Consider the following 23,263-nt stretch of genomic DNA (forward strand, 5'->3'; position numbering starts at 1 on the left):
CTTCCTCGTCCTGAACCGTTGATATTTGCTGGTTTTCTCCATCAATTAATCGTGCAATGAAATACTATTTGGTTTACGATATAGAATATTCTGTTATTTCTTGCAATTAATTCAACCAAACACACCCAAATAACCAAAAGCGAGGAAGGCATGATGAACGAATTCATTTTACTAGCTGGCAGCAAAGACACCCGAATCGCGCTTGTCAATCAACTTCAGGAGATTATGGACGGGTATGTGCGGATGAGTAGTTATTCCGTCGAGGAGGAGCTTCCAACAACCCTTCATAATCAATTGGTCGTCCTCTCCCACCCGCTCGTATTAGAAGAGCCAAAAATAAGAGCATGCCTTGGAACAAATTGCAAGCTCATCATCGCCAATAGGATCATCAATTACGAAAACATCGACAGGCTCTTATACTTACCAGCTGGAACCAAAGCTTATTACGTCAATGACTCCTTAGAAACATGTTTGGAGTCCATTGAATCACTGAAAAAGCTGGGGATTGACCACATTCATTACATACCGTATTATCCCGGCATTCCGCACGTAGAAAAAATTGATCTCGCAGTGACACCAGGGGCGTTCGAGCTAATCCCTGACCATGTTCAAGATGTAGTGAGTATCGGTCCCCGCCTGATGGACATCTCGACAATTCATCAAATACTCGACCATTTCCAACTGAACGAGCCAGGAGATGTGATCTCTCAGCGCTATTTGCGTAAAATCATTCAATTGAGCAAGCGGCTGGCTGATGCCAACCAGATCGCCACAGATTTGAATAAGCATTTGAATGAGGTGCTGGATGGCGTAAACGACGGGATCTTGACAATTACGCAAGATGGCAAGATCACGGTCTTCAATGAGGAGCTCGGCCTTCTGCTCGGTGTCTCTGCCAAGCGTGTTATTGGCAGACATATTCGTGATGTCATGGATCATCCTGAGCTTATCGACTTTTTATTTGCCCTCTCACAGGAAGAGGATCGCTGGTTTACGTTCGGTGAGGTTGAAGTCATTGTTCACCGCTTCCCTTTAAACAATGACCAATCACTCGTCGCTACGTTCAAGAATGCGAGAAAGACAATCGAGTTGGAAAGATCGCTGCGCTCCGAATTGAAAAAGAAAGGCTTTGTGGCCAAATACACATTTGACGATATGATTGGGGAAAGCTCAATCCTCACGCGCACAAAGGAAAAGGCAAAAAAACTGGCAAAAACAGACCTCACCCTCCTGATCCAAGGAGAGAGCGGCACGGGCAAGGAACTTTTTGCGAGTGCCATCCACAACGCATCGCTGCGGGATAAGAGGCCGTTTCTCGCTGTCAATTTCAGCGCCATTTCTGAGGATTTGATGGAAAGCGAGCTGTTCGGCTATGATGACGGTGCATTCACAGGGGCTAAAAAAGGTGGAAAAGTTGGCTTGTTCGAGCAAGCAAACGGCGGCACGATCTTTTTGGACGAAATCGGTGACAGTAGCCTGAAGCTACAGGCACGACTTCTGCGGGTCCTGCAGGAAAAAGAGATTATGCGCATCGGGGGAAGCCAAATCATTCCAATCGATGTTCGAATCATTGCTGCCACTAACAAAAATTTGCTGCATATGATCGAACAAGGGACTTTTCGGGAAGATTTGTATCATCGGCTACGTGTTCTCTTTGTCGATCTCCCCTCCCTGCGAACTCGAACCGATGACATCCCGCTGCTCGTTCGGCATTTTATCCGACAAAGCGTACACCCACAAGTGACTATCAAGCCGGAAGTCATCGAGAGGCTCACTACCCTACCGTGGTTTGGAAATGTGCGGGAGTTAAAGAACACCATCGATTACATGCTGGCTGTCTGTGACGAGGATATCATCCAAATTGAGGACATGCCGTGGGAAAATAGCTTTTTAAAAAGCGATCATTCACATACCGAAGCGCCGGTCATTCCTGATGAAGAAGACGAGCTGCTGCTTATCTTACGGAGTATTCAAACCATCGCTGAACGTGGCGAAAGGCCAAATCGACGGAAAATAACCGAGATGAGCAAGGATTGGGCAAAGCCACTGAGCGAGCAGCAGATTCGCAGCAGATTGGATGTACTTGAATCGCGTGGATATATTGTGAAAAGCCGGGGGCCTTTTGGGACGAGGTTAACCGATGCTGGATTGAGGGTATTGAAATAAAGATGGTCTATCTATTGCGGTCCTGGGAAAAATGATTTATGGTAGTGAACTACGAAATCTGGACTCATTTGATAAGGAGATGCTCAATGAATCATCAAAAAATCGTCCATTTCAGTGATAAGGACTTGGATGGCGTATCCTGTGCGATCCTGAGTCAAATTGCTTTTTCCAATCAAGAAGTCGATTCTCGCGGGGTAACTCCTTACACTGTCAATCAAGACGTACAAAAGTTTGTCGAAGAAGAGCTTACCTCCGAGATGTATGTCGTGATTACCGATGTAAGTGTCAATGACGAGGTCGCAACGCTCATTCAGAAAAAAGTCGATCAGGGACATGCGTTTATCTTGATCGATCATCACCCAACCGCCCTGCCACTGGCTTCCAAGTACGAGTGGGCACAGGTTATTACAGAAGAATCAGGGACAAAGACTTCGGCAACGAGCCTTTATTATGATTACCTGGTAAACCAGGGATATTTGACCCCTACTGGCGTTCTCTCTGACTATGTGGAGCTGGTTCGTGCCTTTGATACGTGGGACTGGGATGCAACCGGCACTGTACAGGCTAATCAACTGAACATTTTATTCTATATGGTCGAGCGAGACACGTTTGTTCAAAATGTGCTGGGACGCTTGCGTGGTGAAGGTGCTGATACGGATCAATTCGTATTTGACGAAGTAGAATCCATCCTCATTTATACAGAAGAAAAACGAATCGATGAATTTGAACAAAAAAAGCTGAAGCAAATGAAGCTGATTCCGGTAGAAATCGATTTAGACGAGCCAAAAACGTATCAAGTGGGTGTGGTTTTCCTCGAACAATATCACTCCACGACAGGCAATTTCTTATGTAAGAATGCGGAAATGATTGATTTCGTCGCGATGCTAGATCCTGGGAAAGGCAGAATCAGCTTTCGAACCATTCGCGAAGACGTGAATCTGTCTGTGATCGCCCAGCATTACGGTGGTGGCGGTCATCCAAAGGCTTCTGGATGTTCCTTTACGGGCGTTACGTTAAAGTCTTTCGTGTACCCTGCTTTACGAACGAATTAGAGCAAAAAACAATCAGTCCAATTTCTCCATCCGTGAAATGAGAAATTGGACTTTTTTTGTTTTATTCTCCTTGTGCCTCTCCGATCTCATATCGCAGTTGTATGGATCCACTTTTTCCGTAAAGCTTGGTTTCTATCAACTTCATGTCGTGACGTGTATGGATGTTGTCAAAGTAATATTTGCCGCTGCCCATTAAGACCGGATGAATAATGATTCGAAGTTCATCAAGTAAATCAGCATTGATCAAACTTTGAACAAGACCCGCACTTGCAGGAACAATGATATCACCCTTGATTTGTTTTTTTAGCTCCTTTATTTTCGTCATGACATCAGAATAAAGGAGTGTAACCTTATTGGCGTAGTCCCCCCAATGAACTTCCGTTAGCTCACTATTATTGGTTACGACAAACTTTTGTGTCTTATTCATAGCATCAGCCCAATCACCCTCTTGGAACGGCCAATAGCTTGCAAAACCTTCATAGGTGACTCGCCCCATCAAGATTGCGTCGACCTTCTGGAAGAACGCAAGACCATCCTCTGTGGCGTCCAAGATTCCAGGCAACGCCCAGCTAACCATATTGTCCTCTTCTCCTGTCGGTCCCGTATAGATACCATTCAATGTGCTGCTTACGTTTGCAATTATTTTCCCCATCAGATCTCCGCCATTCTTTCGTATAGTATTATCTAAAAATTACCACATTTCACTACTCAGTATTTCTTCTCGATTGCTCAAATTTCCCTTTCGACAAAAAAGAAGGTGAGGAAAACGAAACGGTTTTCCCCACCTTCTTCCTTTTAGACGCTTTTCGTCCTATTACAGTTCAACGATCTTTGTCGCGATGTTATTGCAAAATTCCCTGTCATGCTCCACAAAAAGAATCGTTGGCGAGTGTTCGAGGAGCAGCTCTTCGATTTGCATGCGAGAAATGACGTCAATAAAGTTTAGCGGCTCATCCCAAATATGAAGATGTGCTTTCTCGCAAAGACTTTTCGCAATGAGAACTTTCTTCTTCTGCCCGCCACTAAAAGCAGAGATATCCTTCTCGAATTGCACCCGGGAAAAATCCAGCTTGCGCAAAATTGATTTAAACAAGCTCTCTTCGATCCCGTTGTCTCGCGCAAAGTCAGTGAGATTGCCCTTTAGATGGGAAGTGTCCTGAGAAACATACGAGATTTTCAATTGACTCCCCTTTCTGAAGGTCCCCGTTTGTTCGATGTTCTCCCCGCAAATGAGCTTGAGAATGCTGGATTTTCCAGAACCGTTCTTTCCCGCCAGCGCAATGCGCTCGCCTTGCTCAATCGTAAAGTTGACATCTGCGCATACGAGCTTCTCTCCGTAATAAATGGAGACCTTCTCCAGTTCGGCTAGTTGATTTTTATGATAAGCAAGCTGTGCAATTTTTAAGCTATCTTGGTTTTCAATGTTCTTCAGCAGCTTCGATTTTTCATCAATGGCGGATTGCTGTCTTTGCTCCATCGATTTGGAGCGCTTCATCATTTTCGCAGCCTTGTGGCCAATATACCCTTTGTCTACTTTGGAACCGGAATTCAACGTTCCATTTTTCGTCTTTTCCACAGCATCTGACCAGTTGCTTGTACGTTTGGCTGCGTCCGACAATCGTTTAATGTCTTTTTTGAGCTTCTCATTCTCAGCGAGTTCATAGTTATCCTGTCGCTGTTTATTTTCCCACCAATCAGAGAAATTCCCTTTTTGCACCTCGATGTTCGTCTTGTTGATGGACAGGATGTGATCGACACAGTTGTCTAGAAATGCCCGGTCGTGGGACACCAAAATATAACCGCTTTTGGAATGGAGATAATCACTGACGAGCTCCCTTGCATGCATGTCGAGGTGATTGGTTGGCTCATCAATTAACAAAAAACTGTTTTCCTTTAGAAATAAGGCAGCTAACATCACTTTCGTTTGCTCCCCGTTAGACAAAGATTCAAAGGGACGATATAGAACATCCTCTGAAACCTTTAAGAGGGAGAACTCGCGCATTAATTCCCATAACTGATAGTCAGGGACAATGTCTTGAACGATATCAATGGTAAGATATTCTTTGTTCTCGACTTGGAAAGGAAAGTATTCAAAGCTGACATGCGCACTAATCTTTCCGCTGTATTCATATTTACCAAGCAACAGGTTGAGGAAGGTCGTCTTCCCTCTCCCGTTTCTTCCCGTAAACCCTAATTTCCAATCCGTATCGATTTGGAAGCTCACGTTTTCAAAAATGTTATCGAAACTGCCTTCATAGGCAAACGTCAAGTTATTTACATTGATTAATGACATACAATCATCCTCCTGTATCAAAATAGAAAAGCTACAAGAAAGTTACCCTCTCTTGTAGCTCAAATAAATACAGCAAATCCAACTCAAACAAGAGTTAGATATGGATATATTGATTGAGTGAAAAGATAATGTAACTTTCTTGCGTATAAAGAATAAAACATGCGAAGGATTTCGCTTTTTTGTTTTATTTTTTAGGCAAGAAAAGAATCCATTATACCTTTCAGCTCCCGTCATTAATTTAACAGCATTGTATCATATCCAAATTTTAGTTTCAACAGGTTTCACTTTTTATCATTCCGACGACACGACTCCCTCGACCACTTAGTACCAAGAATTTTTTTCCATAAAAAGAAGGAATTTAAATTTTTGTTTTGAATTCTCATACTTATTGAAATTTTTTTACTTATTGCATTCATATGGAGGAGTTAAGCTATGAAAAAAGTGGTAAGAAGTTTGGGTATTCTCGTCTTGGCATCATCATTCCTGTTCGTCCCGACTCAAGCAGCAGATGCGGTAGGAAAAGGAAAAGACTCTATCGTCCGTCCACAAAAATATATCTTTGAAGGAAACTGGCGGTACGGTGATACGTTAGTAGTGGCATACGATACTTTCTTTCCGAATGGATGGATTTCGATTGAAAAAGAGCCACATCGCGGTACACAGCTTGGATATGAAATAGCGAAATATATTAATGGCGCTAATTATGGGCAAGTGGAAAGAAGCTTAAGCTTTAACATCCCTTCTGGATGGGTAGAAATCGGTCGAGGTTATAACAACAAGAGACAGGCTTATATAGATATCCGAAATGAGAATAAAAAACGCTACCAACCTCAAGAGCTGGAGAATAAATGGGTCGGTACCGGCCAGCCTGTACCATATGGCTGGGTCGTGGTAAATGTAAGTCTCTATGAAAAACATATCGTAAATATCACCAGTATCCCTACTGAATCCAGTATTGAAGCGGTCAAGCATCCTTCGCCAGCCTTTGCTTATGAAATCCCAAGAGGCTGGGAAATCACTGTAGATGGAGAGCATTCTCGAATTCTTACAAGAAAGTACTAATCATTACGGATACAATTTATTACGAAATGAGATAATGAAACGACCTGTAGGTAGCACGATGGAAAACCATTCGTGCAACCCACAGGTCGTTTTCGTTAATCGAAAGGAAAACTCTCCTGCGGTTTCCAATCAAATGTGCAGTTGAATCCGATTGCCAGAAGGATCCTCTGTTACAAAATGACCGCTCTCCTCCTGTACTGATGCGCCGATGTCTCTTAACTGAGTGATTACACGATTTCTCGCTTCCTCATTCGGGAACACCATGACAAACGATTCAAGTCCTGGGCTCTTAGGATGTGGTTGTGGAGCACCGACACCCGCCCACGTGTTCAACGCGATATGATGATGGTACTTTCCAGTGGAAATGAACAGTGCCTGTGCTCCATATCGGTTCACTACCTCAAAGCCAAGTCCTTTGGTATAAAAATGTTCAGCTTCATTCAACCTCGATACATGCAGATGAATATGTCCCATGATGGTACCAGCAGGCAGACCCTTCCACGCGCTTTCTTCCCCACTGGACAACAAATCTGTAAAATTCAATGGTTCCGTTGCCATGTCTACGGTGCCCTCATGCCAACTCCATTGATCAGAATCACGATCGGCATAAATTTCAATCCCATTTCCATCCGGGTCCGATAAGTATAGCGCTTCACTAACGAGATGATCCGAAGACCCGATACGCATATTCAACGCAGAGAAGTGTCTCACTACGTTTGCCAAATCAGAGCGTTTTGGCAACAAGAGCGCAAAATGATACAAACCTGTCGTATGATTTTGTTTTGGTAATGCATCATTCAGTTGTTCGATGGAGAGCAACACAGTTTTGCCGTCAGTTGTCAGTTCCGCCTTTGTGGCAGATTGGTTCAAGATTTTGAATCCGATCACTTCCTGATAATAAGCCAGGGAGCGATCCAGGTTTTGCACCTTGAGATTGACTTGTCGGACAAACGTATGGGGACTTTGATGAAATTTCATAAGCGTGTTCCTCCTCGTTTATACAAATGAGCGTTCTTCGTACTACTGTCAAGCTGACCATAAAAGACCGTCTCTATTCAATGGTGAAGGTGCGTTTTTAACTTACGATTTGTAATAAAGTTACTATATTATATCTAATGCCAATTGTCACGAAAAATCCTCCCCAAATAAAAAAAGAGCGGTTTCTCGCTCTTTTTTCGTCGTTCTTTTAGATCGCTTTCTCCACGATTTCTGCAATGTCCAACGTTTTGACGAGATGCTCCATCTCCTTTGCCTTTGTCCCGTCACTCATCATCGTGAGACAGTATGGACAGTTACTGCCGATTGTCGTTGGATTCAGACGGAGTGCCTGCTCCGTACGCTCAATATTTACCCGTTTTCCTTGTGTTTCTTCCATCCACATCATCCCGCCGCCTGCCCCGCAGCACATCGCATCTTGTTTGTTGCGCGCCATCTCCAACACTTGAACGCCCGGAATGTGGGTAAGGATTTGCCGCGGGATATCGTAAATATCGTTATAGCGCCCAATGTAACAGGAGTCGTGATAAGCAATGGATTCTTCGACTTCCTTCGTCGGCTTGATCCGCCCTTCCTGCATCCACTTCCAGATCAATTCTGTATGATGATAGACTTCTGCCTCCAAACCGAATTCTGGATATTCATGCTTAAACGTGTTGTACGTATGTGGGCAAATCGTGACGATCTTCTTTACGCCATATCCTTGGAAGTTCGCGATGTTTTCCTGGCAGAGCTGCTGGAATAAAAACTCGTTCCCCATCCGGCGGGCTGTATCCCCGGAATTGCGTTCCTCATTGCCCAGAACAGCAAAGGAAATACCTGCCGTATTCATAATTTTGACGAAAGCCTGTGCGATCTTTTGGCTGCGAAGATCAAACGATCCCATGGAGCCGACAAAGAACAAATATTCGAACTCCTCTACCTCACTCACGGTAGGCACATGGATGTCTTCCCGCCCCTCTCGCCACTTCAACCGTTCTTTACGGTTAATCCCCCACGGATTGCTTTGTCGTTCGATATTTTGGAAATAGCGAGATGCTTCATGCGGCATACTGCCTTCCGTTAACACGAGATAACGGCGCATATCAATCATTTTTTCCACATGCTCATTCGCTACCGGACATTGGTCCTCGCAATTTCTGCACGTCGTACAAGCCCATAGCTCTTCTTCTGTAATGACATCTCCGATCAGCGCGGGAGCTTGTTCTGCGGTAACAGCCACTTCATCGTGCATCGGAAAGCTCCCTTTTACCTGCGCAAACACAAAGGATGGCATCCATGCTGTACGTGATGTAATTGCTGAACCTTTTTCCGTCAAATGATCGCGCATTTTCACAATCAGATCCATCGGCGATAACGTTTTGCCTGTACCTGAAGCAGGACACATGCTGGTACATCTGCCACATTCTACACAGGCGTACAGGTCTATCAACTGATTTTGCCGGAAATCCTCGATCTTTCCGACACCATAAGTCTCTTGCTTTTCATCCTCAAAATCAATGGATGTGAGCTTCCCAACAGGTTTGGTATCGCGCAACATGATATTTACAGGCGCGAATAGTACATGCGCGTGCTTGGATTGCGGGACATAGACCATAAACGCAAGTAGCGTAAGTAGATGAACCCACCAAAACAGATAGAACAGTGCACCAGCTATTTCAGGGCGCATGCCAGTGAAAAAGCTAGCGATCAAAGATGAGATCGGAGCATACGCCCCAACTGAATCTCCCTGCCATAGATGCTCAAAGGCCAAGGTAAAGAAAATCGAAAGCATCAGTGTTGTTAAAAAGATAATCACGAGCCCCGATTTAAACCCTCGTTTCAAACGCTTTACTTTCTCGATATAGCGTCGATAGTAGGCATACCCAACTGCCAGAAGCACGAGAAAAGTCGTAATCTCCTGACTGAGACTGAAAAACTTGTGAGCCTCTCCCATCGGGTATTCAAAGCCCTTGACGAACCCTTTGATAATGAGTTCAATCGCCCCAAACTGAAGAATGATGAAGCCATAAAACATGATGATATGCATGACACCGCTTTTCGGATCTTTCAGCAGCTTGGTTTGGCCGAATACTTGCGTGAGAAATTCATTGACCCGTATCGCAGCATCCTTTTTCAGGTTCGCTTTTTTGCCGAGCTTGATAAAGACGATTCGACTGTACACGATTTGTACGAATAAGTATGTGGCATACCCTGTTATGGCGAGAAATGCTACAAAGTTTAGGAAGGATAACATAGATGAACCTCCTCAAGTCAGACAGGCATATAATCGGAGCGACTTTTCATGCGCCAATGATATGCTTGGGAAGCCTACTCTCTCCTTACGTATAAGAACCGCCGTTGATTTGCAGGACTTGGCCGTTGACATAATTGGAGAGCGGAGAAGCCAAATACAAAATGCCAGCGGCAGCTTCCTTCGCATCTCCAGGGCGCTTCTGCGGAATTTTATCGATAAACATACTTCGGACTTTCTCCGGAATGCCTAGCTGTACCCCGTCTATGACCTCAGCCTCTTCCTTCGGCTTTGTCAGTCGTGTATCAATAAAGCCAAAAGCAACCGCGTTAGTATTGATATTGAATTTTCCCCACTCAAGGGCAACGACTTTTGTTAAACCGATAACGCCTGCCTTGGCAGATGCATAATTGGCTTGTCCCACATTCCCCCGGATTCCGGCTACGGAAGAAACGTTGATAATTTTTCTGTGATGAACAATGCCTTGTTCGATCTCTTCTTTGGCTGCATCCCGCATATAGGGGGCCGCTTCGCGGATCAAACGGAAGGGCGCCACGAGATGGATATCCAGAATGGTATAAAATTGTTCATCCGTCATGTTATGAATCATGTTGTCTAAGGTAAGTCCGGCATTGTTGACTAAAATGTCTAGTCTTCCAAATTCGGAGATGGTTGTTTCGGTTATCTTTTTCGCGAAATCTGCTTCCGTTACATCCCCGCAAAACAAGACCGCTTCTCCGCCTTTTTGCTTGATTTCCGAGACGACTTCGGTTGCAGGTGCTTCGTCTTTATCGCTAACGACAACGCGAGCACCCTGTTCTGCAAGCATCAAGGCTGTCTCTCTTCCAACACCGCGTCCTGACCCTGTAACGATTGCCACTTGATTTTCAAGCATGTTCTTCATAGAGACCTCCTTTTGGTATGTAAAATGAACTCCCCTTTATGAAAATGCTGATATCCCTAGGATCTCTCTTCCCATGATCAGTTTTTGAATCTCATTTGTTCCTTCCGCGATCGTAAAATAACGGATATCACGGTAGTAGCGTTCAACCGGAAATTCTTTTGTATAGCCGTAGCCACCGTGAATTTGCAACGCTTCTTCTGCGACTTTTAGTACCTTTTCTGTCGCGAAGTATTTGGCCATCGAGCATTCTACTTTGCATGGTTTTCCTTCATCGAGTAAATGACTCGCTTGGAGACCGAGCAGACGCATGGCACTCGTCAGCGTCACCATTTCACTGATTTTGGCTTGAATCAGTTGAAAGCTGCCGATCGGTTTACCGAATTGAACGCGTTCCTTGGCATACTTCACGGAAGCGTCTACACATGCTTGAGCAATTCCAGTGGAGATAAAGGCAACCATCGCCCGTGCTCCATTGAGGAATTTCAGCCCCTGTCTCAAACCATCTCCGACGGTACCCAGCAGGTTTTCTGCCGGAATCTCACAATCTTCGAAAATGAGCTCAGCAAACGGGCAGCTCGTTGTTCCCATTTTTTCAATCGGCTTGGCTTGATAAGGAGAGATTTCTTTTTCAATGATGAAAGCGGCAATACCTTTATTCCCTTTGGATTTGTCCGTTTGGGCAATGACGATGCCGATTTCCCCTTCTACTCCGTTGGTGATAAACATTTTGGAGCCATTCAGGACCCATTTGTCTCCTCGTCGCTCTGCCCGGGTTTGAATGCTGGATGTATCGGAACCGACATTCGGCTCAGTCAAGGCAAAGAACCCAAATTTTTCACCCTTCAGTAATGGTCCTAAAAACTGCTTACGTTGTTCTTCTGTTCCGTATTCGTAAATGTGCGTCAACACCGAGTTGGAGAGTCCCACTGTTGCGCGCAACGACGGCCAGACTCTTGATAGCTCCTCGATCATCGTGAAGTACGTCGTGTAAGTAAGCCCGTGGCCACCTGCTTCCTCAGGCAGTTGCCCCCCGAGATACCCAAAAGGAACAAGTCGTTGCACAATTTCTTTTGATACTGCTTTGCCTGACTTCTCATAGCTATCTACCATTGGAAATATTTCTTTTTCCAAAAATTTGCGCACCGTATCTCGAATCATCGTTTGCTCATCGGTTAATGCAAGAGACATTATGTTCACCTCTTTGTATCAGGTTGGTCTACTTTCTTCGGATCAACATCGGCGTGGTTCCCTCTTGGACAACCTCTCCTCGCTGATTGAGCATTTTGCGTTTGAAAAAGACGATTCCACGATCAGGCTTGCTCGTTTCTTCTTTTTCTACAATTTCGACTTCCAATTGGATGGTGTCGCCTATTTTGAGCGGTCCGAGAAATCGCCAGGATTGAATACCTAACAAAGCAATCAGGGACGGGGCCATCCTTCTATTCAGCTCCGTCCTCGTAAACAATCCGGAGGAAACAGCCAATCCTAACAGACCATGAGCAACCCGTTCACCATAAATCGAGCTCTTGGCGTATTCCGCGTCCACATGGAGTGCGTTATAGTCCCCTGACAAACCAGCAAAATTAACCACATCTGCTTCCGTAATGGTTCGAGCAGGGGATGTAAAGCATGTTCCTACCTCGAAGTCTTCAAAATATAAGATTTGTTCTGATATATTCAACCGAATCGTCCTCCGGTCACATGCAGAATATCACCTGAAATATAGGAAGACTCGTCAGAAGCAAAAAACAAGACGGCGTTCGCTACATCCTCTGGTAAGCCAACTCGTGGAATCGGCGTGTCTCTTTTTTGCAGTTCCTTGATCTTTTCGTATTTGGGATGGCTTTTTAACGTCTCTGTTTCAATAAGACCAGGTGCAATCGCATTCACATTTATGTTGTGCTTTCCTAGCTCCTTGGCAAGTGATCGGGTTAAGCCAATGATTCCTGCTTTTGCGGAGGAATAGTTTGCTTGGCCTGGATTCCCCAGGTAGGCGCGGGATGAAATATTGACAATCTTCCCGTATTGTTGCTCGATCATATATGGCGCAGCATATTTCGCGCAAAGGAAGGCACCTTTCAGACATACATCCAGTACTTGATTCCAATCATCCTCATGCATGTCTGTGATTTTCATATCCCGTACGATTCCTGCGTTGTTGATGAGTATGTCCACTCTACCATACGCCTGTACGGTCTTTTCGATTAACTTTTTAGTATCCTCGGATTTAGTTACATCCACTACCGAAGTGATGGCACGTCCCCCAGCCCGATTGATTTCGAAAGCAGTCTCTTCACAAAGTTGGCTATGAATATCTGCTACGGTAACCAGTGCTCCCTCCTGGGCGAATTTTTGGATGATCGATTTGCCAATTCCTTTTCCTGCGCCAGTGACGATAGCAACTTTCCCTTGAAATCTCATTTAGTTCCTCCAGTTCTACTGAAAGCTTTGATCGCCTTGGAGCAAGCGTCTGGCAATCGTACGCTTTTGAATTTCCGTCGTACCGTCAGGAATTCGCAAGGTTCTCGCCCATCTCCATACTTTTTCCAGCTTCATCTCATTCGTTAAGCCCATGCCGCCGTGGATTTGCATGCACCGATCGACGACGTTTTGCACCATTTCTGTGCAATAAGCTTTGATCATCGAGATTTCCTTAAGCGGGAGCTTTTCTTGATTTTCCATTTTCCAAGCGCAGTGAAGCAGCATATTTCGAGCCGCATAGATCTCCATCGCGCAATCTGCAAGCATGATTTGGATCGCCTGATGGTTCCCAATCGTGACGCCAAACGTCTTTCGTTCATTGGCGTATTGGATCGCTTTGTCCAACGCCCATTGTGCTGCACCCACACATAATGCTGCCATGACGATCCTTCCGAGATCAACGCCGTGCAAGGCTTTGCCGAACCCTTGATGCAAATCCCCGATAATAAACTTTTCATGTACTCTCGCATTTTCCATGGAGATGATGCCTATTCGAGAGCCTAAGTGTCCCATATACGGAATAGATGAGGTAGCTACACATGTTTTTCCATCAAACGGTACAAGGAAGCAGGTAATTCCGCCCTTTCTTTTTTCCACCAATTCCGGATCGGTCACAGCGAAAATAATCGCGTATTTGGCGTAATGCGCATTCGTAATCCACTGCTTCGTACCATTCAGAATCCAGTAGTCGCCATCCTTCACCGCTTTCGTTTTGATTGCCCATACATCTGAGCCTGCGTCTGGTTCACTCAGACCAAAGCATAAGGTAGCCTCACCTTTTGCGATACTGGGTAAAAGCTCTGCCTTGGTATCAGGGTGCATGCCCAACAGCACTGGTGTCAATCCCCCCGTAAACAGACCAGCAGGGAAAATCTCCATGACTAGTGGGTCTAGCCCGTATTTTTTCAAGATGGCTTCATGAATCAACGCAACAGCAATAGGTCCAAATTCATCTCCCGTTCCCCCCAGCTCAGGATCACCAAACATCGTGTAAAATCCAGCTTCTGCTGATTTTAAGCGAACTTGTTGCAACGCTTCTTGTATCCCAGGTGAATACAAGCCGTTTTCGTCGTAAAAATATCTTTCATTTTCCAGCTCTTTTTGATATTTCTTGCGAAGCGGTTCAATTTCTACTTCAACGAATCGATAAATCGCAGAGATTACCTCTTTGATGTCCTCCGAAACCTGAAAGCTGATCATGAGTGATATCCTCCTTTGTTACCCTTTTCTAACTTCAAACTGGGCACTAACCTTTACTTCTCCTCCTTCATTGACAGCTTCTGCTTCACATAGCCAACGATCTTCCTTTTCAGCTACTACGGAGCCTTTAACGATGATTTTTTCTCCTGGTCGCGTCATGCCTCGAAACCGAACGGAGAACTTCAGGAGATCATCTGCATGAAACCACGTATGGATGGCTTGCCCGACAAAGCCCATGACCATCATGCCGTGTGCGATGACGCCACCAAGCCCTACTTCTTCGGCAACGGGCACTACCGTATGAATAGGATTGAAATCACCTGAGGCCCCGGCATATCGTACGAGTTGGCTATGTGTGATTTCCTCTTTATATAGCGGTTCGAATGGTTTACCGATCATGTTCATTCACCCCCTAGTGCCTTTCGATGATGGTCGAGCGTCCAACGACGACGGTTTCACCATGTTGATTGACGAACTCTTTTTTGATGACGACGAAGGTCATGGCCGCTTTTGTGTATACGTCCTCCACTTCTCCATAAACAGTTATGTCATCCCCGATTCTGATTTTGCCTCGGTACTCATATTCCTGTCCTCCGTGGAGAACTTTTTCAATTTTCAGACCCAAAATCTTCGAAATGGACGTTTGCGAACCCCAAAATTCGATGATAGTAGGAAAAGTTGGGGGAATGAACCCGTCCTCTACGTCAACGGACTGATTATTATCGAGTGCGCACAATAGCTCCCTGACTTTGCATCGCTCCACTTTATAAGTAAAGGGCTCTAGCTTGATCCCAACTCGATCGTCTTTTTGTTTGTTCATGAGTCTCCTCCCGCTCTAACTTCTTCGTCCACCAAAACTCTGCGGAGAATTTTCCCGACAGCCGATTTTGGCAGCTCATCTCGAAATTGGATGACGCGCGGTACTTTATAACGAGCCAGCCTTTGATGACACCACTCGAGAATCTCCTCTTCCGTGACACCTGGATACTTCCGTACGATGACCGCTTTTACCGTTTCTCCTCGGTATTCGTCTGGTATGCCGAAAACGCAAGCCTCGCTGACTGCCTCATGCTGGTAAAGTACTTCTTCAATTTCCGAGGGATATACGTTGTAGCCGCTTGCGATGATCATCTCTTTTTTTCGTCCCACAATCGAAAAGAAGCCATCTTCCCCCATCGTTGCCAAGTCACCCGTGAAGAGCCATCCGTCCTTCAATACAGCCGCTGTTTCCTGTGGATTTCGCCAATATCCCTTCATGATGCTTGGCGCTTTGACAATCAATTCCCCGGTTTCGCCTGGGGGCAATTCGTGCCTGCCTGTTACTACATCCACGATCTTTGCATCACACTCTGGGAGCGGAATGCCAATCGTCCCTACTCGTATGGCGCCTGCAGTCGGTGTGCCATGTGTGACCAGACCCTCTGACAAACCATACCCTTCTATGATGTTCAGTCCGGTTTTTCGCTTGAATTGCTGCGCCACCTCAATTGGCAATGGCGCAGTTCCGGATTGGCACAGTTTGAAGCTGGATAGGTCATCTTTTTTCAAGTCTGGATGTTGCAGCAGCGCAACATAGAGGGTAGGCATGCCCGGAAAAATGGTTGGGCGATACTGACGGATGACTTCTAATGCTTGATCGACTTTGAAACGACGCACAATGATATACGTGCCCGCTAACATTATGATTCTGTTCAAGGTCACGATGCCAAATATATGAAACAAAGGTGCAATACCTAACAATCTTTCGCCGGGGATTTGCAATTGCTTTGAAATGACAGGAAAGTTCTGAAAAACATTGCTGATCAGATTGGCGTGAGTGAGCATGACACCCTTTGAGCGACCAGTCGTTCCACCTGTATATTGCAGAAGTGCTACATCTTCACTTGGCGCAATCTCCACATTTGTAGCGTCTGCGTGGTTTTCCGAAATCCATTGGTAGAAGGTTCCGCTCTCATCGGACAGAGTGTCAACTTGAAGGAAGGTGATCGATTCAGCCATTCCGGTTTGCTCCAGTTTAGCCCCTTGCACTCCCTCGCTCACGAACCAAATCGCACCGGAATCTTCTAGGATGTGCTTCAGTTCGTGAGTCGTATACATCGGATTTACCTGTACCACGATTCCGCCCAATCGGAGTATAGCGAATAAGGAAATCACATACTCGACACTGTTAGGTAGCATGATGGCTAGTCGATCTCCCTTTTGAAAACCCCGGTGCTGGAGGGCTGCTGCCAGCCGATCCACGACCTCTTTCAATTGGGAGTAGGTAAACGTTTTTCCTCCGTCTATTACTGCTTTTTCATCGGGATATTGACTTGCCGTCCGCTTGAAAAATTCATACAAGGAGATGGACGGAATTTCCACGAGGGGGGAAACTCCGTCTGGATAAAACGCATGCCAGGGTCGAATCTCAGCTTCCTTCATGCTAACTTCTCCTCCTAAAGCGATTTTCAGGTGGTTAAGTCTAACAGTTTTTTGCCTACAACCCGAGATTTTTCGCGATAATGTTTTTCATAATTTCTGTCGTACCACCGTAGATCGGCATGACAGCGACATCTCGATAGCGGCGGGCAATAGAGTACTCTTCCATGAAGCCGTATCCGCCATGAAGCTGTAGGCATCGTGCGGACATACGCCGCGCCATTTCGGTAATCGACCACTTTGCCATGGAGACTTGCGTCGTTACATTTTCGCCCTTCATATGCCGGTTTGTCAGATCATCGAGAAAGGTCTGTGCCATGGTGACTTCGGTCGCCATTTCGGCAATTTCGAACTGAGTGTTTTGAAAGGAACTGATCGGTTTTCCGAAAGCATGTCTTTCCTTTACATAAGCCATCGTCGACTTTAGCATTTCTTCGGCAACAGCCAAAGCCCCGATTGCAATTATGATCCGCTCTTGTTGCAGCTTATCCATCAAATAGTAAAAGCCCTTGCCTTCCTCACCAAGCAGATTGGATACAGGGACACGTGCCTCCTCGAAGATCAGCTCTGCCGTATCAGTAGAATGCTGCCCCAATTTCTTCAATTTGCGACCGCGAGAAAAACCCGGTGTATCGTCCTCAACCAAGAGGATGCTGATCCCTTTGTGAGCAGGAGTGGCAGTTGGGTCTGTCTTGACGCAAATGAAGAACAGCCCTGCATTGAATCCATTGGAGATGAACGTTTTTTGCCCATGCATGATGTAGTGGTCTCCATCTCGCACGGCTGTTGTCCGCATTCCCGCCAAGTCGGAGCCGATGCCTGGTTCCGTCATGCCGATCGCTGTCGTAATCTCGCCAGATACGCATTTGGGCAAGTACTTTTTCTTCTGCTCCTCGGTACCATAGCGTTCCAAATAGGGAACGATGATCGAACTGCTCATACTTGCTAAGCCGCCTACTCCAACCCGACTCAATTCTTCGGCCAGAACCATATTAAAGCCAAAATCGAGTCCAAGTCCGCCGTACTCAGGAGCAACTTGCGGGCAGAGGAATCCTTGTTCGCCCATTTTTTGATAAAACTCGCGTGGAGTGAATTGCTCTTCCTCCCATTTCTCAATGTTCGGTACGGCTTCCTTTTCCAAAAACTTGCGAAGAGAAGTGCGAAACATTTCATGCTCTTGCGTGAGAAAAGGTCGATTTCTTTTGAATAAATCAAACGTCGCTGGTTTCGATGCTGGAATGGTTTGAGACATGAATCATCCCTCCGATTTGTATGGATTAGCCGATACGATACATCGTAACGACACAAGCTCCGCCAAGGCCCAAGTTATGTTGGAGAGCGACGCGAGCCCCTTCTACCTGCCGTTTGTCTGCCTGACCTCGCAACTGCCAGACCAGCTCTGTGCATTGTGCGAGACCGGTTGCTCCCAGCGGATGACCTTTTGACATTAAACCGCCAGATGGATTGACAACGTAGGTTCCCCCGTATGTGTTATTGCCATCGTGGATGAACTTCTCGGCCCCGCCTTCTTCACACAAGCCCAAGCCTTCGTAAGTGATGACCTCATTGGGTGTGAAGCAATCGTGTAGCTCTACCACGTTGACCTCATCCGGACCGATCCCGGCCATTTCATAGACTTGTTCCGCTGCACGTCGGGTCATATCAGCACCAACTAGATTGAGGATAGATTCATGTGTAACATCGGTATCTGTTGTGAGCGCCTGACCCACAATTTCTACGGCATTCGTAATCCCGTGCTTGATCGCGAAGGCTTCACTGCATACAATCGCTGCCGCTGCTCCGCAGGTTGGAGGGCAAGCCATCAGACGTGTCAAATGAGGCATTAAGGCTGGGGCGTTCCATACCTCTTCCACCGTCAGCGGCTTATGAAAAAGAGAATACGGATTTTGAATCGCGTGACTTCTCGTTTTCACGGATACTTTGGCAAAAATGTCTGGGTTAGCTCCATATTTTTCAAGGTATTCCTTTCCTGCTGAACCAAAAATCTTGATCGCATTCGAAGCGGAATCCGGCACGTCTGGCCACAGCTCTTTTAAGCGATTTTGTGTCCAGCCTAACGGAGGAGTCCGATCAGTCCAGGCACTTGCCAATGCGCCTGGCTTCATTTCTTCAAAACCAACTGCCAGTGCGCAATCTACCATACCCGATTCGACTGCTTGCCTCGCCAAAAATAGAGCAGTTGAACCTGAAGAGCAGTTATTGTTGACGTTAATGATCGGAATCCCTGTCATCCCGACCATATACAAAGCTCGTTGACCACATGTACTGTCTCCATATACATAGCTCGCATAAGCTTGTTGGATGTCCGAATAGTGAATGCCCGCATCTTCCAATGCGCCTTTGACTGCTTTGGATGCCATCACCTCATACGGTTCATGCGAGCCAGGCTTTGTAAACGGTACCATATTAACACCGATGACTTTTGTTTTTCGACTCATGCCTCTTCCCCCTTTGGACGATCACTAACCATTTCACATTTCACAACTATTAGGTTTAGCAAATGTCGTGCCAACACGTTTTTTCGCCAATGATCGACTCTGTCAAAGCCCCTTCGTTCATTGTGTATGTGCTAAATACAAAAATAATGATAGAACTGTATAAAATCCATACACTTTCAATACGAAAATACCTCGTTTTCTTTAAGCGTTGCAATTTGTTCGTCGGTATAACCTAGAGATTTCAGTACGGGAATCGAATGCTCACCGAGTTTGCTTCCGATATGCTTATATTCTGGTTGGGCGGCGGAAAATTTGATCGGAAAACCAAATTGTCGCTGTGTGGTTCCGTCCGGCTTCGGTACATCCACAATCATCTCACGTGCTTTCAATTGCGGATGCTCGCACGCTTCTGCAAATGTAAGTACGGGTTCAACACACGCTTCTACCTCCTGAAAAATGGCTGTCCATTCCGCGAAGGTTTTCGCTCGAAATGCGTTACGAACGTAATTTTTAAAAGCTTGGACATCGTCTGGAGATTCACTGAAAGACAATGGCAACAGATCCGCGCCACCTATCGCTTCGCATAGCAGCTTACGGAATTGAGGTTCGAGACTGCCTACAGAAAAATACCGTCCATCTTTTGTTTCATAGTAGTCGTAAAAGATCCCGCCGTTTAACCGCATGACCTCTGCCTGAGGCTCTACTCCGCACGCAAGATAACCAGCTCCATGAATCGTATTCAGTACGAATGCAGCATCCGTCATGCTGACGTCAATGTATTGACCTTCGCCCGTCCGCTCGCGATGCAACAAAGCAGCCAGCATCCCAATCACGGAGTGGAGCGAACCACCCGCAATATCTGCGATATGAAAACCATGCGGAGACGGAGGCGAGCCTTTTCTCCGGGAGTACTCATTGATTCCTGCAATGGACAAGTAGTTGTTGTCATGCCCAGGTCGATAATGGTACGGACCAGTCTGACCATATCCGGTGATCGAACAGTAGATCAGTCGCGGATTAATCGCTCGCAGTGCCTCAAATCCAAGGCCAAGTCGTTCCATGACCCCTGGACGGAACTGCTCAAGGACAATGTCGTATTCTTTCACGAGTTCTTTTACGATATCTACCGCTTCTTGTTTTTTGAGGTCAAGCGCGATGGAAGATTTCGAGCGATTCAAGTAGCCATGGGCTGCCGTTACACCCCCATCTACTTGTTTGCCTTGCCTGATACTGTCCGGTCGGGTGAACGATTCCACACGTAGCACTTCTGCTCCCAGATCTGCTAGCATCGTCGTTGCATAAGGTCCTGGCAGCAAAGTTGAGAAATCGAGAACTTTATAGCCACGCAACAAGCTCATTTTTTCACCTCATTCAAATTGGTAGATAAAAGCTTAAAGGTAGCACTCGCTATCGCCAGCAGTTTGCCTGTACTGTTTCGTACCTCTCCCTCACCTGTTGCAAGGCTTTTGCCTATATGGCGAATTTTTGCTGTTCCAACAACGAGATCACCCTCTTTGGCAGAGGCCAAATAATGAATGTTTAAATTGACCGTTACCAGGCTGTACTCCGTCTGAGATCGGATTGTCAAACCCATCACGTGGTCGAGTAAGCTCGCTATGACACCTCCGTGCAACAAATTACCGGCGTTCAACAATTCGGATGTAATTGGCAGCTCGACTACCACATGTCCTTCTTCCCTATGCGTAATTTGAATGCCGAGATGTCGTTCAAATCCTGCTTGTATCCGTTTTGGGGGTTCCGTAATGGACATACTCTCACCTCGCTTTGCTGTTGCACTATGACACTGTTGGTTTATCTGAATTGCAAATGCCGTGCCAAAGAAACCTTCCGTTCTTATTTGAATGAAATGCATGCGATATAAATTTTATGCGCAAGTAAATCGTACACATCTAGAACAGTTGTACAAAATCTATACACATCAACACTGGACGAACAAAGTAAAAACCCTTGATTTCTCAAGGGTTAACTCGCTGAGCTTTTATTCAGGTGTCACAATAGCGGGAAATGGATCAAATTCGTCCAATAATGCTATAAACGCATTGATTGGCGTCGCATCACCGGTTACTTCTATTTTTCCCGTTGCCATGGCTTGCTCAAGTGATACACGACCAAGCATCAATGCAAAGAAAGTCATTCGATCCGTTACAAACGAAACGTCTGGATGTGCGTCCAGCTTATTTAGCTTGTTCACGAGAACGGAATTTTCCAAGTACATGGCAAAGGATAGGTCTGCATCTATGATCGTTACATTCATCGTAAACTTTTTGCCTTCTGCTTTCGGACCGTTGAGTTTCACAGCTAGCAGTGTTAAGAAATCCGAAATGGGCATGTAGGTAATGATTCCTGATACATCAGTTGGAGAGTTGTCCTTATTTACCCCATTGCGCAGCTCAGCGGCTCCTACCAAATACATGTTTCGCCAGTTCGCGGATTCCGCTTGGTAGCCCAATTGTTCAAACGCATTGGCCAGCAAATTTTTGGCTTCAGTATGAGTGGGATCAGCCATGACCACATGCTTTACTACTTGCGCAACCCAACGATACTCGCCTTTTTCAAAATCAGCCTTTGCCTGTTGCAAAATGTTACTTGCGCCACCCATGTACTGCACATATTTCTCGGCAGCTTCCACCTGTGGTAGCGGATCTAGATCAGAAGGATGCGCGCTATAATAGCCGAGATAAAAGTTGTAGATTCCTTTTACGTTATGCTTTAGCGTTCCATAGTACCCTCGATTTCCCCAGTATTTATCCAGTGCGTCCGGAAGCTGGATCGTTTCTGCTATTTCATCCATCGTATATCCATGATTGGCTAAACGCACCGTTTGATCGTGCATATATTTATACAGATCGCGTTGCATTTTTAGATGGGCAATGGCGTTTTCTTTGCCCCATACAGGCCAAGCGTGGATCATCAACAGGGCATCCACCTCTTCTGCCTCAAACAAGTCAATCGTCTTATCCAGGGCGTTTGCCCATAACAAAGCATCTCGTGTTTTTGCTCCTCTTACGGTGTAGATTTGATGCATGGATTTATTGGCATTTTCCGAGACAAACAATGCTTTGTAATCGCGGATATAGAAATGCATTTCTGCAGGTGCTTCTGTATGGGGTGTTAATAAAAATTCGAAGGTCATTCCGTCGATTTCCATGGTCTGCGTCTCGTTCACGATATCAACTGTGGGCAGCGCAAAGCTGAACTTACCCGAATTGGTCACCGGGCCAATCCCGACAGAAACCGTTCCTGTAGCGTTGACCGGTAGATTTTTCCCGAATTGAAACCCTGCACGCCGGGCCATGATCGTACCAAGCAGTACATTTTCGCTCAACGCTTCTTTTGTAAAATGCTGTGGTGCGATAATGGGGATTTCGGGATTTTTCGCATACTGAAGTGCTGCTTCGGTACCAGCAAAGTGGTCTCCATGACTTTGGCTGATAATAATCGCGGTAACCGGTTTTTTAGGTCGATGCTGATAATATAACTCCATCGCGGCTTGCATGGATTCTACACCGGCTAACGTATCGACAACAATGACTCCCTCTTTTCCTTCGATGAAAAAGGTCGTGACGATGGATTGTCCACGTATTTGATAAACGCCCTCTACCACCTTGAACAACCCTGTAATCGCATGTAACTGCGAATTTCTCCACAAGCTAGGATTGACTGTATCGGGTGCGGGCTGATCAAGGAATCCGAGCTTTTCGATGTCCCAAACAACTTTTCCAGCCTCATTTTTTATGACTTTTGCTTCTATGGGGGCGAGGAAACCTCTATTAGCATCCTCGAAATCTTGCTTGTCTTCAAAAGGGAGAGAGGCATAAACATCCTCCTGTGCTTTTTTCGTAAAAGACGTGGCAGGTAATGACTGATTGACTTTCAAATCTGCCATTTATATACCTCCAGAATGTTTATTTTTTGAATTTTCATTGGATATTTTGTCCATGAGCTCCTAGTTGTATGCATTTGGTAAAAGCAGCAAGA

General features: G+C 45.7%; 20 protein-coding genes. 3 read left to right on the forward strand and 17 right to left on the reverse strand.

Annotated elements, in window-relative coordinates; all coding sequences use genetic code 11:
• Nucleotides 1–153 precede the first annotated feature (153 nt).
• Both HPY27_RS06230 and HPY27_RS06235 read left to right on the forward strand, forming a co-directional pair.
• A complete protein-coding gene (locus HPY27_RS06230; protein WP_174224881.1) occupies nucleotides 154–2,166 on the forward strand; it encodes a sigma-54 interaction domain-containing protein in 2,013 nt (670 codons plus the stop codon).
• 86 nt (nucleotides 2,167–2,252) lie between these two features.
• The gene (locus tag HPY27_RS06235) at nucleotides 2,253–3,218 is read left to right on the forward strand and encodes a DHH family phosphoesterase (protein WP_017248433.1); all 966 of its coding nucleotides are present in this window, start codon (nucleotides 2,253–2,255) and stop codon (nucleotides 3,216–3,218) included.
• 61 nt (nucleotides 3,219–3,279) lie between these two features.
• Here HPY27_RS06235 and HPY27_RS06240 read toward each other — a convergent pair whose 3' ends face one another.
• Both HPY27_RS06240 and HPY27_RS06245 read right to left on the reverse strand, forming a co-directional pair.
• Nucleotides 3,280–3,870: a dihydrofolate reductase family protein gene (locus HPY27_RS06240; RefSeq protein WP_174224602.1), complete on the reverse strand. Its 591-nt coding sequence runs from the start codon at nucleotides 3,868–3,870 to the stop codon at nucleotides 3,280–3,282.
• Nucleotides 3,871–4,032: 162 nt separating this feature from the next.
• Complete coding sequence (locus HPY27_RS06245) at nucleotides 4,033–5,511, reverse strand: Lsa family ABC-F type ribosomal protection protein (protein ID WP_017248431.1); 1,479 nt, start codon at nucleotides 5,509–5,511, stop codon at nucleotides 4,033–4,035.
• A gap of 432 nt (nucleotides 5,512–5,943) precedes the next feature.
• Here HPY27_RS06245 and HPY27_RS06250 point away from each other — a divergent pair, with 432 nt between their 5' ends.
• Complete coding sequence (locus HPY27_RS06250; RefSeq protein WP_174224603.1) at nucleotides 5,944–6,573, forward strand: hypothetical protein; 630 nt, start codon at nucleotides 5,944–5,946, stop codon at nucleotides 6,571–6,573.
• Between the two features lie 129 nt (nucleotides 6,574–6,702).
• Here the strand turns inward: HPY27_RS06250 and HPY27_RS06255 are convergent, their stop codons facing one another.
• From HPY27_RS06255 to HPY27_RS06325, 15 genes are all read right to left on the reverse strand, one after another.
• Nucleotides 6,703–7,551, reverse strand: coding sequence for a VOC family protein (locus HPY27_RS06255; protein WP_017248429.1), 849 nt, complete (start codon nucleotides 7,549–7,551; stop codon nucleotides 6,703–6,705).
• A 208-nt stretch (nucleotides 7,552–7,759) separates the two neighbouring features.
• Entirely contained in the window at nucleotides 7,760–9,805 is a 2,046-nt protein-coding gene (locus tag HPY27_RS06260) for a heterodisulfide reductase-related iron-sulfur binding cluster (RefSeq protein WP_174224604.1), read from the reverse strand.
• Nucleotides 9,806–9,890: 85 nt separating this feature from the next.
• The gene (locus HPY27_RS06265) at nucleotides 9,891–10,706 is read right to left on the reverse strand and encodes an SDR family NAD(P)-dependent oxidoreductase (RefSeq protein WP_174224605.1); all 816 of its coding nucleotides are present in this window, start codon (nucleotides 10,704–10,706) and stop codon (nucleotides 9,891–9,893) included.
• 36 nt (nucleotides 10,707–10,742) lie between these two features.
• Nucleotides 10,743–11,894 (reverse strand): acyl-CoA dehydrogenase family protein, encoded by a 1,152-nt coding sequence (locus HPY27_RS06270; protein ID WP_017248426.1) that lies wholly within the window; start codon nucleotides 11,892–11,894, stop codon nucleotides 10,743–10,745.
• Between the two features lie 28 nt (nucleotides 11,895–11,922).
• A complete protein-coding gene (locus tag HPY27_RS06275; protein ID WP_174224606.1) occupies nucleotides 11,923–12,387 on the reverse strand; it encodes a MaoC family dehydratase in 465 nt (154 codons plus the stop codon).
• A complete protein-coding gene (locus HPY27_RS06280; protein ID WP_174224607.1) occupies nucleotides 12,384–13,127 on the reverse strand; it encodes an SDR family NAD(P)-dependent oxidoreductase in 744 nt (247 codons plus the stop codon). The genes HPY27_RS06275 and HPY27_RS06280 overlap by 4 nt, the downstream gene beginning before the upstream one ends.
• 15 nt (nucleotides 13,128–13,142) lie before the next feature.
• On the reverse strand, nucleotides 13,143–14,387 hold the full coding sequence (locus HPY27_RS06285; protein WP_174224608.1) for an acyl-CoA dehydrogenase family protein: 1,245 nt from the start codon (nucleotides 14,385–14,387) through the stop codon (nucleotides 13,143–13,145).
• 18 nt (nucleotides 14,388–14,405) lie between these two features.
• Nucleotides 14,406–14,786 (reverse strand): MaoC/PaaZ C-terminal domain-containing protein, encoded by a 381-nt coding sequence (locus tag HPY27_RS06290; RefSeq protein WP_173621768.1) that lies wholly within the window; start codon nucleotides 14,784–14,786, stop codon nucleotides 14,406–14,408.
• A 13-nt stretch (nucleotides 14,787–14,799) separates the two neighbouring features.
• The gene (locus tag HPY27_RS06295; protein WP_173621767.1) at nucleotides 14,800–15,207 is read right to left on the reverse strand and encodes an FAS1-like dehydratase domain-containing protein; all 408 of its coding nucleotides are present in this window, start codon (nucleotides 15,205–15,207) and stop codon (nucleotides 14,800–14,802) included.
• Complete coding sequence (locus HPY27_RS06300; protein WP_173621766.1) at nucleotides 15,204–16,808, reverse strand: long-chain-fatty-acid--CoA ligase; 1,605 nt, start codon at nucleotides 16,806–16,808, stop codon at nucleotides 15,204–15,206. Before HPY27_RS06300 ends, HPY27_RS06295 begins: the two co-directional genes overlap by 4 nt.
• A gap of 55 nt (nucleotides 16,809–16,863) precedes the next feature.
• Nucleotides 16,864–18,057, reverse strand: a complete 1,194-nt coding sequence (locus HPY27_RS06305; RefSeq protein ID WP_174224609.1) for an acyl-CoA dehydrogenase family protein — start codon at nucleotides 18,055–18,057, stop codon at nucleotides 16,864–16,866.
• 25 nt (nucleotides 18,058–18,082) lie between these two features.
• Nucleotides 18,083–19,264, reverse strand: a complete 1,182-nt coding sequence (locus HPY27_RS06310) for a lipid-transfer protein (protein ID WP_174224610.1) — start codon at nucleotides 19,262–19,264, stop codon at nucleotides 18,083–18,085.
• A gap of 176 nt (nucleotides 19,265–19,440) precedes the next feature.
• The gene (locus HPY27_RS06315) at nucleotides 19,441–20,622 is read right to left on the reverse strand and encodes a CaiB/BaiF CoA transferase family protein (RefSeq protein ID WP_174224611.1); all 1,182 of its coding nucleotides are present in this window, start codon (nucleotides 20,620–20,622) and stop codon (nucleotides 19,441–19,443) included.
• Nucleotides 20,619–21,035: a PaaI family thioesterase gene (locus tag HPY27_RS06320; RefSeq protein WP_017248416.1), complete on the reverse strand. Its 417-nt coding sequence runs from the start codon at nucleotides 21,033–21,035 to the stop codon at nucleotides 20,619–20,621. Before HPY27_RS06320 ends, HPY27_RS06315 begins: the two co-directional genes overlap by 4 nt.
• 228 nt (nucleotides 21,036–21,263) lie before the next feature.
• Complete coding sequence (locus tag HPY27_RS06325; RefSeq protein WP_174224612.1) at nucleotides 21,264–23,171, reverse strand: alkyl/aryl-sulfatase; 1,908 nt, start codon at nucleotides 23,169–23,171, stop codon at nucleotides 21,264–21,266.
• Nucleotides 23,172–23,263: the final 92 nt, after the last annotated feature.

Source organism: Brevibacillus sp. HB1.1, from assembly GCF_013332445.1.
Taxonomy (GTDB): Bacteria; Bacillota; Bacilli; order Brevibacillales; family Brevibacillaceae; genus Brevibacillus; species Brevibacillus porteri.